This is a genomic window from Salinivibrio sp. AR647 (assembly GCF_001995415.1).
Taxonomy (GTDB): domain Bacteria; phylum Pseudomonadota; class Gammaproteobacteria; order Enterobacterales; family Vibrionaceae; genus Salinivibrio; species Salinivibrio costicola.
Window position 1 is genome coordinate 185,495 of the sequence record NZ_MUFE01000004.1, and the last position, 14,956, is coordinate 200,450.

The window sequence follows — 14,956 nt, forward strand, 5'->3', positions numbered from 1 at the left end:
GCTTTGTGTCATCCTCGCCGATGGCCCCACAGACGTTAAAATACGTGTGGTTTGGCATAAGCGCCTTCTCGCTCGTGCAAGCTTGGTGTGATTTCCGCCGCGCGCCCGTTGCACGGCGCCATCGGAGATTAAGGTCAAAGTTGGCGCCGGTGTTAAAATTGGCGCCGATCGTGACAGGCGCAGTGCAACTGGCGCCCGTTGGCAATGTGCACCTATCCATCATCGTGCTGGGGCTTGTGTCACCTACGCCAATGGCACCATCGATGTATAAATTTTGTCATTGTATGCATTCCCACGCAGGAGCGTGGGAACGAGTAATCCACAATATTAACGCTTTGTGTCATCCGCGCCGATGGCCCCACAGACGTTAAAGTGCGTGTAAGTCGGACAAGCGCCAGTGCGGTGTTAGTCGTGCATACCCAAGCTAACGCGCGCCTCCGACACCTGGGGCAAATTTGGCATCGAATGTGACAAGCGCCCGGTAGCATCGGGCGCCTATCCCAATCTACTACCGGGGCTTGTTTCACCTACGCCAATGACACTGGCTCTTGCGCAAGCGCTTGACGCTTCTCCTCACCAAAACCGCGTAAGCCAACCACATGCACATGCTCACGATCGTTAAAGATCTTGCGCACTAATTTATAGGTGGTGCCTTGCTCTGGGCTGATGTTTTCCGGTGCGGCAATCAACAGCTGCATATCCAAACGATGACACAACTCAAACAAGGTCGAGATCGATTTAGCATCCAAACGGGCGGCCTCGTCGAGGAACAGCAAGCGACATGGGATCACGTCTTTACCGCGTAACCGCCGTGATTCCTCTTCCCAGCTTTGAATTACCATCAGCAAAATGGCCTGGCCGGTACCAATGGCCTCCCCTGTCGACAACGCACCGGATTCCGCTTTCAGCCAGCCGTCGGTACCACGATTCACCTCAATGCCTAATTCGAGGAAATTGCGATAATCTAACAACTCTTCGCCTAAGGTCTGTGGTGAACGCTGCCCCATGTCGATATGCGGATTCAGGCGTTGGAATAACTTCGCCATCGCTTCTGAGAAGGTCAGGTTTGGATTGCCGAACAAGTCTTGGTGTTGATCGGCATGCTCGGCTAAGCCCATCAGTAGCTGCGCATGAGTGTCACGAATCGAGACATTGAGACGCACGCCTTTAACCTGACCAAACCCGACACTTTGCAACCCTTGGTTGAGCATGCGGATCCGGTTTTGTTCACGCTGAATCGTTTTACGAATAATATTAGCGACCGACTCTGAGCTGATCGCTAACCGCTGCTCACGCTGCGTGAGTTCTTCGGTCAGGCGCGCAAGCTCCACTTCCATCTCTTCAATCGCTTCAACTGGATCGTCGGTGCGAATAATGTCGTGGCGGATCCGCTCGCGCAGATGTTGATAAACCGCAACGTAAAACAACACTTTACGCTCAGGCCGACCGATATCTTCTGACGCGCGTAAAGCATCACGCAAAATTTCATTATCGGCCACGGCAAGGCGCAAGGCACCCAACGACTTATCCGACAGTGAGCGCAATTCCTCGGCAGACATATACGCCATTTCTCGGCGGTTCAGTTGCTTTTCAACGCCGTTATCACGCGCAATCCGTAATACACTGCACCAGCCTGCTTTGGCATTGACCACAAACTGACGCAGTTCTTTATACTGCTTGAGCGATTTACGCAGCTCTTTGGTCAGCGACTTGGTTTCCATCTCTAACGAGGTGATCCCGCGTGACAGCTCACTATGTCGCTGTCGCGCTTGGTGCATGTGCTCATACAAGGTATCGCGACGATGCTGCGCGCGCATCAAAGCTTCTTCGTCCGCTTGTACACCTAACTCGGCAAATTCACGTTTAAACTCGTTCAACGTCTCTTGCTTGGACTGATGGGCACTTTTAAGCGACGCGAGCAGCTGCTGATACTGGCTATTTTGCCCCTGTACCTGCTTTAGCGCATCACGCTCACGTTGGCGAACTTGCTCTGCGTCTTTTAGTTTGGCCTTCAGTTGCTCGTTTAACTCACTGCTTTGCGTCAGCATCTCTGCCGCATCTTGATAGGCAAAATGAGGACGGCGCTCCGCTAAGTCGGCGACCGCAAATAGCTGTTGCTTAATCGCTTGTAAGGCTTCATCCGCTTCTTGATAGGCTTGCTCCAACTTATCAAACTGCTCAGGATCACTCTCCAATGTGGCCAAGTATCCTTCTAGGGACGCCAACGTCTCTCCATGCTGCTGGATAAACGTTTTGGCCTGTTCCGCCGCGTGCAGGTTGTCATTCGCGGTTTGCAAGCGAACATCAAGTTCGGATTCTGCCAGGGCGTCGGCACAGTAACGCAGCTTATCAAGGCATTGCAGGGCTTGCTGACAACGTGAAACCTCAGCCTCATGCTGCGTCAGCGTCTGTTTACTCTCAGTTATCGCGCGCTGGGTTTGCACGCGTTTTTCACGGCAACGCGCTATCGCTTGCTCGGGATCGGGAGTAAAGGCAACGGTTAGGTGCTCCGCAATAAATTGGCTAAACGCTTGCGATAAACGCTGCCACTTTTGCACATCAAACGAGGCCTTCGCGTAATCTTCTACCAGTGCATCACGTTGTGCTCTGAGCTGCTCAAGCCGATGCTCACGAGCCGCACGGCCAAATAGCGGGATCTCTGGGAAGCGTGAATAGCGCATTTGCCGATCATTCAGGTGCACACATACCGCACCGCCCAGCTCTTGAGCATCAAACACGCGATCATCAAATGCGTCCGCATCGCCTTCAATGATGTAAAGATCATCTGGGCACGCGTCAAGCGAAGCCAGCTTCTCCTTTACGCCTTTCAGATCCGGCACCACAATCGCATGACGCGCTGGACCATACAGAGCGCTAAAATACGGGGCATCTTCTAAGGTAATATCGTCGTAAATCTCAGAGAGCAGGGTTCCGCCAAGCGTCTCTGCCAGTCCTTGTAATTGCGAATCTTCACTGCCACCAGGTTGCGCCAGCTGTTCAATCGCCCGCTCTATCTCGGCTTTTTGGCGGGCAAGCTGCTCTTGATGATGGGTCTGCTGACGCACCGACTCATGTGTGGCATGCATGGCGTCCATCACCGCTTGGCTATCCGCCAAGGTTTGCTCGGTCTGGGTTTCGAGTTTGGTCAACGCCTCATTGGCGGCAAACCAACGGGGCGCTTTGCCTTCAAGCTCACGAATGTCCGCATCAATCGCTGCCTCGGTACGTGACAACTCGCGCAGCCGCTCGGCTTGAGCCTCTTTTTCTTGCTGTAAGGTCTCTCGTTTTTCTTGTTGCAAGGCAACAGCTTGCTCCACGGCATCACTATCAGCCGGGCGCTCCCCGGTTAACGCCTGATAGTCTAACACCAGGTGGCTAGCCTTTTGCTGCTGCTCAACACGTTGGGTTAATTCGCGATGTTCATATTGGCGTTGTGAGAGGCTGTCGGCGAGATAGCGACGGGTGCGCCCCTGCTCTACCCAATACTTGGCTTTTTCTCCTGCCTCGGACCGGGCCACTGACGGGTCAATGCGTTGTAATAAGCTTAATCCTTGCGCAAACTGATTGGCCGTTGCCGATGCCAGATCCCGCTTGTGTTTAAGCGACAATACGCGATCCGTTTGCTCTGATTCTTCGGTTTTGAGCCTTTGCAAGCAGGCCCCTGCCTCATCGACGGTTAAGGCGTCATCGTCGGTGAGACGTCTGGCTGTTTCCAGCGCCGTTACAGCTTGCTGATATTGCAAAGATCGCGTTTGCTGAGTATTTAGCGCTTGCTGATAGTCCGCCAGTTGCGTTTTCAGGCTATCGACTTCTTCTTCACTTTGTGCCGCCCGCAACTCGGCCTCGGTGAGCTGCTCCGTGGCTTCTTCCACCACCATGATTTGCTCTTCCAGTCGCTCAGACAATTCAAGCAAGTCTTCTTCATAACGCTGGATTTTTTCTTGCTGACGCATCGCCGATTGCACCAGTTGTAAGTGGTCCGCCGCGGCTTGATGGTCTTGCTCAAGATGATCTTGTCCGGCTTCCAACTCACTTAATTCGGCACGCATGGCCTCAGCGTGCTGCTGTTTTTGCTGCAAGGTTTGCTGCGCGGCGTTTAATTCAGCCCGCAAAGACAAAGCCTGTTCGAGCTTGGTACGACGTTCGTTAGCATGGCGCATGTAATCTGAAGCCACATAATGGGTCGCCTCGGTGATCAGGTGCTTAAACAAATCCCGATCACGCTGGGTAACTTTAATCGCCTCCAGCGTCATGCGGTTTTCTTTTAGCGCCACTTCCATGTCTTGGAAGGCTTTTTTAACCCCACCATTTTGTGGCAATAAGTACTCACGAAGTGACTTAGTAATGGCACTGGAAATACCGCCATACAAAGACGCTTCGATCAGACGGTAGAATTTGCCACGATCTTGTTGCGTACGCAGCTTTTTAGGTAACACCCCAAATTCAAACATTTGCGCATGATAGTCAGTGACCGAACTAAACGCTTTAAAATGCGCGGTTTCATACGCACCGGCCGCGTCTTTCACTTCGTTCAACTGACGCACTCGTGCTTGGCCGTTATTTAAGGTTTCCACCAAGACATCAGTAGGTGAGACGGAGGACGGTAACCCTTGCAAGATAAATGGCTTGATATCGACTTTCTTATCTCGACCGGCGACTTGCTGTAGGCGTACGCCAAATAACACGCGCTGTTGACGCGAGTTCACCACGTCTAATGCCGCATAACAGGCGCCTGGTTGCAATTTACCGTGCAAACCTTTGTCTCGAGATGCGCTCGAGCTGCCTGCTTCCGTGGTATTGCGAAAGTGCAGTAAGGTTTGATCGGGGATCAATGAAGTAATAAAAGCCGCCATAGTGGTGGATTTACCGGCGCCATTGCCACCCGATAACGTGGTGACCAGTGAATCGATATCAAAGGTCCGCGCAAAAAAGCCGTTCCAGTTCACCATGGTGAGTGATTGATACTTACCGCGCTGGCTCATGCTGTCGGCTCCTCCGTGTGTTGTGTTGCGGACGTCTCAGCTTCCTGATCAAACGCATCATCAAGCAAGCTAGATTGAATATGTTCTTGGCTATGGACCACAGCTTCACCATCTCGGATTAAGCGTAACTGCGCTTCTTGCGGATCATCGCCCGTGCGTACATCGGCGCCAAAACGGAAAGTGGCTTCACTAACGCGAAACTTATTGCCCTCACCAATCGGCAAGATCATTCCCAAACGACGCAGGCGACGCAGCGAGGTTTTCACCTTATCAAACAGCTTCTCGCGGTCGAGATCGGAGCCTGTGGCACGGTGAGTGACCAGCTTCATCAGTTTTTTCTCGTCGGCCAATGCCATCAGCTCGTCGAACAATTCTTGCGTGGTAAAGATCCCTTCTTGGGCTAAGCGCTCTGGGCTCAAATACAAAAAGCACAGCACTTTGCCGACCAGCATATCAAGCTCCGACAAAACACTGCGGCGGATAAGGCTGGTGGAACGCGGACGCAGATAGAAAAAGCCTTCTGGCGCACGCACTAACTCAGCGTTATAGCGCTGATAAAAAATATTTAACGCTTGCTCAAATTCAATCAGCAAGGCGTGGTTATCTAAATCGTCACTGGCAACATGGCGGCCAGCGCGTAATGCACTATCCAACGCCGGAAATAAAGGGTTAGCAATGGCTTTGGCCAGTTCCTCTGGCATTGGCTGTTCAGTATTTATCGATGACATTCGCTTGTACCTTCGCTCCGAAGTCGTTAATCGCCTGCCAATCAGGCTGAATCGCGTTGAGATCAGATTGGGAATAGCCCATCCGAACCGCTTGATTAATCACTAAGCGCGCGAGATCAAAATGGCGAGCTTGGGGGTGCTCGGCTAAGTAGTCTTTAAGAACACGACCGAGATCGATCGCTTGTCCGGTTTCTCGGTGACGGTTGAGCATCTGTGAAACTTTCTGTGACAAGGTGTCATCAACCACAGCCAATTGCTCAAACGTCACTTCTTCTGGCATATCGCCGGTGACTTCATCATCACGTAACACCAAGGCTTCATCACGGGTGTCGCGCAAACGCTCGGCATCCGCATAGGTCAAAAACCACGGCGCATCCAAATAGTCCGAGACCGATTGGCGCAGACGCTGACTAAACGCACGGTTTTTATCCATATCAATCGCGGTTCGAATAAATTTATGCACATGGCGATCGTAACCTATCCATAAATCAATCGCTTGCTGACCCCAGTTCACGATCCGATCCAGTTTCATCTGCAGTCTATAAACCATGGCATCGACAAACTCGAGCTCGTCGCGTTGTCGCACCACTTCCTGGATCTCTAACAATTGGCTTTGTAACTCATCTCCCGCCGCTTGCAGGGTTTCTTGCAGCTCTTGCAACGTATTGGATGTTTCATTTAACAAGTGCTCACAGTTAGCGATAGCGGCTTGCCAGTCTTGGGTAAGTAAGGCGGCAATATCGTCTTTAACTTGCTGTTGCTGCTCATCCATCACCCGCTGGTTGAGATCGATACGGTCAAAGATATCGGCCACCGAGTATTTTAATATCCCATACACATTGTGACGCCAAAAAGCGGCATCGCCATCTTCCTCTGCCGCACCGCGTGCCTTAGCGATTTCATCCGCGACCATTGAAAGCTGTACAGACAACTTTAACGTCGAGTATTCACGGTGGCGCGCATAATAATCCGCAATGCCCAGGGCGAGCGGCGTCAGACGATAAATGCTATCGCCCTCGGTCATTTCACTGGTAAAACGGCTTAATAAGCGCGCTTGCACCATTTCATTGATGGCATTGTTGGCACGAAAAGCGATGTTGCCGACGCTGCCACCTTCGTCATTCATAAACTGTTCACTCACTAGCCGAAAAACATCGACTAATTCATGTTCGTTCAGTTCATCGTCTAAGCGCTCTTGGCTCATCACCGCCATTGCCAGCAAAAATGCCAAACGCTCGGGCGGCAGCTGAAGTGCAAAGTTATTGTGTTTAACCCAACTGACCAATTCCGGTACGGTCTGAGCGTCGCCTTCCCCATGCTGAGAAGACTGAGCCTGATCACTCATCGGTTGTCCTTGTTTTCATCTTGATGACTGGAGGCATTATGTTGCCCCCATACATGAATATATCGCCCTAGAGACACAAACGGCTCTTGGCGGCAAAGTTGCTGTTCCAACGCCAGCACCTGCTCAAAGGTAAAATCACCAATATTGGTATCGCGCATGTAGTCATGAAACGTGCGCACCCCGGTTTTACCTTTGAGGCTAATGCCACTGTCTTGCATCCATTGATAGACACTGTCTGGCTGCAACCCTTTGGGCGGTTGCAGTTTAAACCGTTTACGGTGCGGCATTCCCTGTTCAACATGGGTCAAGTTGCCACAGACGAGGTTTTTAAACAGCAATCCGGTTTGGTTATAAAACATCACGGATACGACGCCACCCGGCCGTACATGGCTGAGCAAATCTTTTAGCACTTGCTCAGGAGCGGCGACCCACTCCAATACCGCGTGAAATAAAATCACATCCGGGGGTGACGCCAAATGCTCACCAATGGACTGCACCGAGGAGTGGACCAGCTGATACTGCGCAAGTAAGTCCTGTTGTTCAATCTCCTGACGCGCCAACTCGAGCATTTGTGAAGAAAGATCACACAAAGTGACCCTGTGACCTCGAGCGGCCAGCGGTTGTGAAATCGGTGCAACGCCGCCACCCGCATCCAAAATATGGAGTGGTTGATCCGGCGGAAAGCACTGCAACATCTGCTCGATGTCGTGCCAAATTACCGCTTGACGGATTTCGCCTTTGCCCGATCCATAAATGTTTTTAACAAATTTGTGGGCGATGTCGTCGAAATTTTTATCCTCAGTCACAATGGCATTCGTTATCATTGAGTGGTATGAAGGCTTATTCTGTCACAAGCCTTACGTTAATAAAGGTTTATGGCATTATTTGTGCCTCGTTTGACTATATTTCGGGCGACATTGCATGTTTGAATTAAAAAAACTTATCTCAACCTTGATAATGCCCTTGCCCGCGCTGTTGCTCTTGGGTCTTTTCGGGCTATGCCTGCTTTGGTTCTCTCAGCGTAAAAGGCTGGCATCTTTTGTTATTTTCATCGCGTTTGCTGGGATTTTTCTCACTGCGTTTCAACCGGTCGCCTCTGGGTTACTTCGCCCTCTTGAGCGTCAATACACCGCTTTTCTCCCGACAGAGAAACCGGTGGACTTTGTAATGGTACTTGGAAACAGTCATGTGGTAGATGACGCATTACCACCAACGTCTGAACTCTCGCGTGCAGCGCTCATGCGTCTGACCGAGGGGATCCGAATTCACCGGATGTATCCGACATCCAAACTAATATTATCGGGCTATGACCACGGCTATGAGGTGAGCCACGCCCGCATGTTGGCACGTGTCGCGATGGCGCTGGGGGTCAACAAAAACAGTATCTTGTTACTGGAAACAGCAAAAGATACCTGGGAGGAGGCGTATCAAGCAGCGTCTGTGGTGGGGAGTCGTAATCTGGTGTTAGTCACATCAGCCGCACATATGGAGCGCGCGGTATATGAGTTTCAAAGCGCAGGCCTTAATCCCATCCCTGCACCGACCAACTTCATGGCGCAAAAAGAGATCAAACAGCCATGGATTAAATACAGCCCTCGCGCCCAATACTTGGAACAGTTTGAGCGCTATTGGCACGAGCGGCTCGGTCAAGCCTGGCAACGCCTTCGTGATTTGATCGCACAGCCGGCATCCAAGTAACAGCGAAGAGACAACGGATAACAAGAAAAGGTAACGGGTAAAAAAGGAAAAAGCCGCGATAACATTCGCGGCTTTTTTTATCGTTTATTGCCATGACAAGCGAGGAGATTACGACCTGATGGCTGTTAACGTCACTCGCTTGCACCATTGGCGGCGATATGCGCACGTACCGCCTCGAGATCAGCCTGGGTATCGACCCCATGCGGTGGCGTTTCGGCGGCAACCGCAACATGAATTTTTTCACCATGCCAAAGCACTCTGAGCTGCTCAAGCGACTCAATCTTTTCCAACGGACTTGGCGTCCAATGAATGTAGCGACTAATAAACCCCGCACGGTAGCCATAAATGCCAACATGACGGAGTAAAGCGTCTGGAATATCGGGAGATTCAGCCTCGAAATGAGTACGATCCCAGGGAATCGTGGCGCGACTGAAATACAACGCAAACCCTTGCTGATCCGTGACGACTTTGACCACGTTGGGGTTGAATACTTGCTCACTGTCATCAATCGCAACGGCTAAGGTCGCCATCGGGGCTTGCGGGTACTGATTCAAATTCGCCGCCACTTGCCCAATCACTGCAGACGGAATTAAAGGCTCATCGCCTTGCACGTTGACAATGATGTCATCATCAGCAAAACCGTATTGTGCCACCACTTCCGCCAAGCGTTCAGTCCCTGACTCATGGTCAGCACGTGTTAGGCATACGTCGCCGCCAAAGTCACGTACCGCAGTCTCAATGCGTTTGTCGTCTGTTGCAACAATGACCTTACTGGCCCCTGCGGCTTGCGCGCGCTCATACACATGTTGGATCATCGGTTTGCCAGCGATCTCAGCCAATGGCTTTCCTGGCAGACGGCTTGAACCAAACCGTGCTGGGATCACCACATAAAACGGACTCATCCTTGCACCTCTTCCAAGGATAAATCGCGCGCTTCCGACGCGAGCAGTACCGGAATTCCATCGACAATAGGATAAGCAACCCGATCGAATTTACAAATCAGCTCGTTATTATCTCGGTTATAAAACAATTTGCCCTGGCATGATGGGCAGGCCACGATTTCAAGCAGGCGGTGATCCATAGCGTTCCTTTTTTATTTGTTCGCGTTTTTGGTCAAACGTTCGATCTTGGCGAGTAAAGCCTGGGCCGCAGCCTCCGGCAAACTCGCTTCTACCGGCAAATACCACCAGTTATCTTGTGCGATGCCTTGGTATTTTACCGCGTCTTTTTCGGTCATGAGTAAATGTTGCCCCTTCTTTGCCAGCCTGTCCAGTTCCTCAGCGCTGAGGGTTTGGTGATCATTGATCCCTTGGCTGTACAGAGGCGTCACGCCCATTTGTTGCAACGTGGCAAAAAAACGCGGCGGATGACCAATCCCTGCCACGGCAACCACACCCGGTAACATAGATGCAGGGCAAGCCTGACCGGTTCGAAGGTTCGTGGCTTGCCCGGCCACCAAATGCATAGGCCACTCTTGCCCTTGGGTGGTGCCGCCGTTATTAATCAGCATGTCGACACTGTCGAGGCGATCGACCGATTCACGTAAGGGTCCAAGGGGTAAGTAATGACCATTACCAAAGCGGCGCTGACCATCAATGATCACGATTTCAAGATCACGGTCTAAACGGTAATGCTGCATGCCATCGTCCGTCACCACGATATCGACGCCCTCTTGCAATAAGCGCTTCACTGCTTCACTGCGGTCAGGGTCAACGCACACTGGTACCTGAGTGCGGCGAGCGATTAATACCGGCTCATCACCGGCGGCTCTCGGCGATGTCGTTTGCGTCAACAGTAACGGGTATTGGTCTGATTTACCGCCATATCCACGGGAGACCACGCCTGGACGATAGCCTTGCGCTTTCAGTTGCTCCACTAGCCAGATCACGAAGGGAGTTTTACCGTTTCCCCCCACCATGATATTACCGACAACCACCACAGGAACTGGCGCACGATAACAGGGCGATTTCCCGCGCAAATATTGACGGCGCCGATGACGAGCAATCAAACCAAATAAAGCACTAAACGGCCGTAATAGCGCCGTCCAAAAGGATCCTTGATGGCCAAACCAAAGTTGATCCAGCATACTTAGTCACCAAACTGAATACGATGGAGTTGAGCGTAGGCACCGTTGTGCGCGAGCAATGCTTGATGGCTACCTCGCTCAACAATTTCACCTTCATCCACCACCAAAATTTGATCGGCATCTTCAATGGTAGATAGACGGTGAGCAATCACCAGTACGGTGCGGTCTTTTTGCAGCTCATCCAAGGCGGCTTGAATCGCGCGCTCTGACTCTGTATCCAGGGCCGAGGTTGCTTCATCCAGGATTAAAACAGGCGCATTACGTAACAGCGCGCGGGCAATGGCGATACGCTGACGCTGTCCACCCGACAAACTCACGCCATTTTCACCAATCATGGTGTCGTAGCCCTCATCCATACCGCGAATAAAGTCGTCTGCGTAGGCCAACTTAGCGGCATGCTTAATTTGCTCGAGGCTATATTGATCGGCCGCGGCGTAGGCTATATTGTTAGCCACCGTATCGTTGAACAGGTGGACATTTTGCGACACCACCGCAACCTGTTGGCGCAAATTACTCAACGTATATTGCTCAATCGGCATCCCATCTAAGGTAATTGAACCACTGTCTATCTCGTAAAAACGGGTCAAAAGGTTGGCAATGGTACTTTTCCCTGAACCTGACCGCCCCACCAGTGCCAGCGTTTTCCCCGCGGGCACCTCAAAACTCACATGATTCAGTGCCGGCGCTTCTCGTGATGGATAGGTAAAAACCACGTCTTCAACTTTAATGTCGCCGTTAATCTGCTCGGCCTCATGGGTGCCGGTATCTTTCTCGGTCTCAAGTTCCATTAAGTTAAACAAGCTATGACACGCTGCCATCCCGCGCTGAAATTGCGACGTCACGTTGGTTAACGATTTCAGTGGCCGCATCAAACCGAACATGGCACCGAATACCACCGCAAAGGTCCCTGCCGTTAGCTCTGACCGAATGGCTTCGGTGTTGGCGAGAATCAGCACCACCACCAGCGCCATTGACGCGATAAGCTGAATCACAGGGTTGGCAATCGCCTGGGCCGAAACCAGCTTCATGGTTTGCTGACGCATACGGTTACTGACTTTTTCAAACCGTTTTTTCTCGACGTCTTGACCACCATAGCTTAAGACCACTTTATGGCCTTTGAGCATTTGCTCCGCGGAGCTGGTGACCGAGCCCATTGCATCTTGCATATTCGACGAAATACGGCGGAAGCGTTTAGAGACCACTTGAATGGAAATCGCGACAACCGGCGCAATAACCAAAAGAATGGCGGATAACTGCCAACTTGACCAAAACATTAAGATCATCAAGCCAAGAATCGATGCGCCCTCTCTCACCAAGCTCACTAATGCGCCACTGGTTGCAGACGCCACTTGTTCGGAGTCATAGGTAATACGCGACAACAGCGCCCCTGACGACTCTTGGTCGAAAAAGCTCACGGGCATTTTCATAAAGTGATTAAACATGCGACGACGCATGGTCATTACCACATTACCCGACACCCAAGATAAGCAATAAGCAGAGACAAAGCTTGATAAGCCACGCACCAACATTAATATCACGAGGTAAAGTGGCATCCATTTAAGGAAATCGCCCTCAACGTCATCGTAAGAAAAGCCTTGATCAAGCAGTGGGCCGAGCATGGAAAGCATCAGGGTGTCACTGGCGGCGTTCATTACCAAGGCGACAATGGCAACGATTAACCCTAGTTTGTAATTAGCAATATAGGGCCAGAGTTGCTTAAACGTCTGCCAGGTCGTTTTATCTTGATATTCGCTCATTAAAATCGTTTTGATGGGTAAAACAGACCGGCATTCTACTCTTTTACCGGTCTGCGTCCAAATTTACTGGCCGACGTTTAAACATCTGACGATACCAAGCCGCACGACGATCTTGGCGCCAACACGTTAACTGCCAACCCGTGTCGACACGCTGCCAACGAACTTGACCATTGGCTGCGGTATCTAACCACGTCACATCGGCGTGCTCATAGGCGGCCCGTACCTGTTGCGCGGGCAACCGCCAAGGATTGAGTAACCCCGTCGATGCCACCGCCCAAGAAGGATTCACCGCACCAATAAAAGAAGGCGAAGAAGAAGAACGACTGCCATGGTGCGGCACCAGCATAATATCGCTGTCCAGCTGCGTTTGATCGCCCAAGGATGCAAGCAAATTTGCTTCTCCCTCTCTCTCAATGTCTCCGGTCAGTAACACGCTGTATTCCCCGTCAGAGATGCGTATGACGCAAGAGTCATTATTATCTGCAGGTGCCGTTGCCTCTGGCGGCCATAAGGCGGCGAAGTCTAATCCTTGCCACTGCCAGCGCTGCCCTGCCACACACGTTTTATAGCCAGAGCGTACCTCACTGGCACGGCGCCAACGCGGTGAATATTGAGCGACAATAAAATCGGCACCGCCATCGTGATCACTGTCGCCATGGCTGAGAATAAGACCGTCCAGGCGCTCAATGTGTCGACTTTCTAAAATAGGCGCGATGACCGCCTGTGCAATGCCGCCCACTTGCCAACGATTGCCGGTATCATAAAGGATGGCCTTTCCATTTTTACTCACCAGCACCGCAAGACCATGGCCAACATCCAACACATCCACTTGCCAGTTCACCGCTTTCGGCGCGCGCCAGGTGATTAACGCGACGATAAACACAATGACCAAGCCGCTGCATCGATGGCACCGCCAACCATACAATCCTATCGCTAACGCTATCACAGTAAACGCCCATCCGATTGATGCCACCGGTACAGTCAACCAACTCGCTGAGGCATTTTCAGCCAGTGCCATCACCGGGATCAGACTGATATTGGCCCACTGCCAACATAACACGCCCCCTAATCCAGTCGTTGACAAAAAAAGGGCCATAAAAACTAACGGTACCGTGATCATTCCCACCCACGGGACCGCAACCAGATTAATAGGCGTTGCCGCCGCACTGACCCCAGAAAAAAAACTGAGTTGCAGCGGTAACATACCAATCAGCAGTACAAGTTGGACGACCAACAGCTGCTTCAACGGCCGCAGCCAGTGCCAGCGCCGGGGCGCTTGTCCCCAACCGGAAGAGCGCGAAAAGCCATAATGCGCAAGACATAAGGCACCGACCGCTGAAAATGATAACCAAAAACTGACCGAGAAGCCGGCTAAAGGATCACGCGCAAGTACCAATAACACGGTGAGTTGCAAAAGATTAAGCGGCGAGACGCTGGCACCAAGACGCTTTGCCACCGACACCAATAACAACGCAATCAATGCCCGTTGGGTTGGCAGTGCAAATCCCGCTAGTGCGGCATAGACTATCGCGACACCGAGTGCCACATAGAGCGGCAACCATGTAAATAAACGCTGCTCTGGCAGCCAAACACGCGCCCAACGGCCAAGTTGCCACCCCATGCCATAAGCCAAGCCAATGTGTAACCCTGAAATCGCCATCAAGTGGGCCAAACCACTTTGTGTCAATGTGTCCCAATGGGCGGCAGTCAGCCACGATCGCTCGCCCAAACTCAATGCTAAAAGGTGAGGACCAAACCGAAGTGGTGATAAAGTCGGTGTTAAGGTATCAAGCAGCTGCTGACGCCAAGTAATGGTATCGGTTAATTGTGTGGCCTGTTTTAAACTGGCTTTGGCGTGTATTCGCCGAGCCACATAATATTTTTCCGCATCAAAGCCGGTTTCATTGAGTCGGCCATACGGTGGCTTAAGCCGTACAGTCAGTTGCCAACGCTCGCCCTGCTTAGGAAAAGGCGCCGATTGCCAGTACACACGTACACGCGCTGAACGAAAAGGCGCCAATCTCGATTGATTAATTTTATCGACATCAAAAATAATCGCTTGCGCGCCGGCTTTATCGCTAAAAAGGGTGCCCACAGTGCCCGTGATTGTAGTATCCTTTTGGTTTGAAATGATGTGGATCACGTTGGCTTGATACAGGTTTGCGGATAATACAGCCCAAGTGAGCCCCAGCGCGCTCCCTGCAAGCCACCACCAACGTGTTTTCACCCCGAAAAAAAAGACAATACAGGTAATGGAGCAGACCCAAAACGGCGGTAATACAGGCCACCATGGTAGTGATAGCAAAGTCAGTGCCGCGGTTATCGTAAAGGTTAGCTTCATCGCGTAATTTCCAGGTAAT

10 protein-coding genes are annotated in these 14,956 nt (G+C 51.6%); 1 reads left to right on the plus strand and 9 read right to left on the minus strand.

Annotated features, from left to right (window positions below; genetic code table 11):
• Positions 1–527: 527 nt before the first annotated feature.
• Genes mukB through cmoM form a run of 4 tightly spaced genes read right to left on the minus strand, consistent with a single transcriptional unit; the run spans position 528 to position 7,861 of the window.
• Complete coding sequence (gene mukB, locus BZG76_RS06555; protein WP_077460622.1) at positions 528–4,982, minus strand: chromosome partition protein MukB; 4,455 nt, start codon at positions 4,980–4,982, stop codon at positions 528–530.
• Complete coding sequence (gene mukE, locus BZG76_RS06560; RefSeq protein WP_021022806.1) at positions 4,979–5,710, minus strand: chromosome partition protein MukE; 732 nt, start codon at positions 5,708–5,710, stop codon at positions 4,979–4,981. Before mukE ends, mukB begins: the two co-directional genes overlap by 4 nt.
• Positions 5,691–7,055, minus strand: coding sequence for a chromosome partition protein MukF (mukF, locus tag BZG76_RS06565; RefSeq protein WP_077460623.1), 1,365 nt, complete (start codon positions 7,053–7,055; stop codon positions 5,691–5,693). Before mukF ends, mukE begins: the two co-directional genes overlap by 20 nt.
• Positions 7,052–7,861 (minus strand): tRNA uridine 5-oxyacetic acid(34) methyltransferase CmoM, encoded by an 810-nt coding sequence (cmoM, locus tag BZG76_RS06570; RefSeq protein ID WP_025744930.1) that lies wholly within the window; start codon positions 7,859–7,861, stop codon positions 7,052–7,054. Before cmoM ends, mukF begins: the two co-directional genes overlap by 4 nt.
• Before the next feature lie 115 nt (positions 7,862–7,976).
• Here cmoM and elyC point away from each other — a divergent pair, with 115 nt between their 5' ends.
• On the plus strand, positions 7,977–8,753 hold the full coding sequence (gene elyC / locus BZG76_RS06575) for an envelope biogenesis factor ElyC (RefSeq protein ID WP_021022808.1): 777 nt from the start codon (positions 7,977–7,979) through the stop codon (positions 8,751–8,753).
• A gap of 131 nt (positions 8,754–8,884) precedes the next feature.
• Here the strand turns inward: elyC and kdsB are convergent, their stop codons facing one another.
• Genes kdsB through BZG76_RS06600 form a run of 5 tightly spaced genes read right to left on the minus strand, consistent with a single transcriptional unit; the run spans position 8,885 to position 14,937 of the window.
• Positions 8,885–9,655, minus strand: coding sequence for a 3-deoxy-manno-octulosonate cytidylyltransferase (gene kdsB / locus BZG76_RS06580; protein ID WP_077460624.1), 771 nt, complete (start codon positions 9,653–9,655; stop codon positions 8,885–8,887).
• Positions 9,652–9,834 (minus strand): Trm112 family protein, encoded by a 183-nt coding sequence (locus tag BZG76_RS06585; protein ID WP_077460625.1) that lies wholly within the window; start codon positions 9,832–9,834, stop codon positions 9,652–9,654. The genes kdsB and BZG76_RS06585 overlap by 4 nt, the downstream gene beginning before the upstream one ends.
• 12 nt (positions 9,835–9,846) lie before the next feature.
• Entirely contained in the window at positions 9,847–10,839 is a 993-nt protein-coding gene (gene lpxK / locus BZG76_RS06590) for a tetraacyldisaccharide 4'-kinase (protein WP_077460626.1), read from the minus strand.
• A gap of 2 nt (positions 10,840–10,841) precedes the next feature.
• Complete coding sequence (gene msbA, locus BZG76_RS06595) at positions 10,842–12,596, minus strand: lipid A ABC transporter ATP-binding protein/permease MsbA (RefSeq protein WP_077460627.1); 1,755 nt, start codon at positions 12,594–12,596, stop codon at positions 10,842–10,844.
• Positions 12,597–12,639: 43 nt separating this feature from the next.
• Positions 12,640–14,937 carry a DNA internalization-related competence protein ComEC/Rec2 gene (locus tag BZG76_RS06600; protein WP_077460628.1) on the minus strand — a complete coding sequence of 766 codons (2,298 nt, stop codon included), beginning with the start codon at positions 14,935–14,937 and terminating at the stop codon, positions 12,640–12,642.
• Positions 14,938–14,956: the final 19 nt, after the last annotated feature.

Bases quoted from the DNA above. Each gene is read 5' to 3' on its own strand.
- msbA (WP_077460627.1), bottom strand. From the start codon at position 12,596: ATGAGCGAATATCAAGATAAAACGACCTGGCAGACGTTTAAGCAACTC.
- lpxK (WP_077460626.1), bottom strand. From the start codon at position 10,839: ATGCTGGATCAACTTTGGTTTGGCCATCAAGGATCCTTTTGGACGGCG.
- mukE (WP_021022806.1), bottom strand. From the start codon at position 5,710: ATGTCATCGATAAATACTGAACAGCCAATGCCAGAGGAACTGGCCAAA.
- BZG76_RS06585 (WP_077460625.1), bottom strand. From the start codon at position 9,834: ATGGATCACCGCCTGCTTGAAATCGTGGCCTGCCCATCATGCCAGGGC.
- elyC (WP_021022808.1), top strand. From the start codon at position 7,977: ATGTTTGAATTAAAAAAACTTATCTCAACCTTGATAATGCCCTTGCCC.
- mukF (WP_077460623.1), bottom strand. From the start codon at position 7,055: ATGAGTGATCAGGCTCAGTCTTCTCAGCATGGGGAAGGCGACGCTCAG.
- mukB (WP_077460622.1), bottom strand. From the start codon at position 4,982: ATGAGCCAGCGCGGTAAGTATCAATCACTCACCATGGTGAACTGGAAC.
- kdsB (WP_077460624.1), bottom strand. From the start codon at position 9,655: ATGAGTCCGTTTTATGTGGTGATCCCAGCACGGTTTGGTTCAAGCCGT.
- BZG76_RS06600 (WP_077460628.1), bottom strand. From the start codon at position 14,937: ATGAAGCTAACCTTTACGATAACCGCGGCACTGACTTTGCTATCACTA.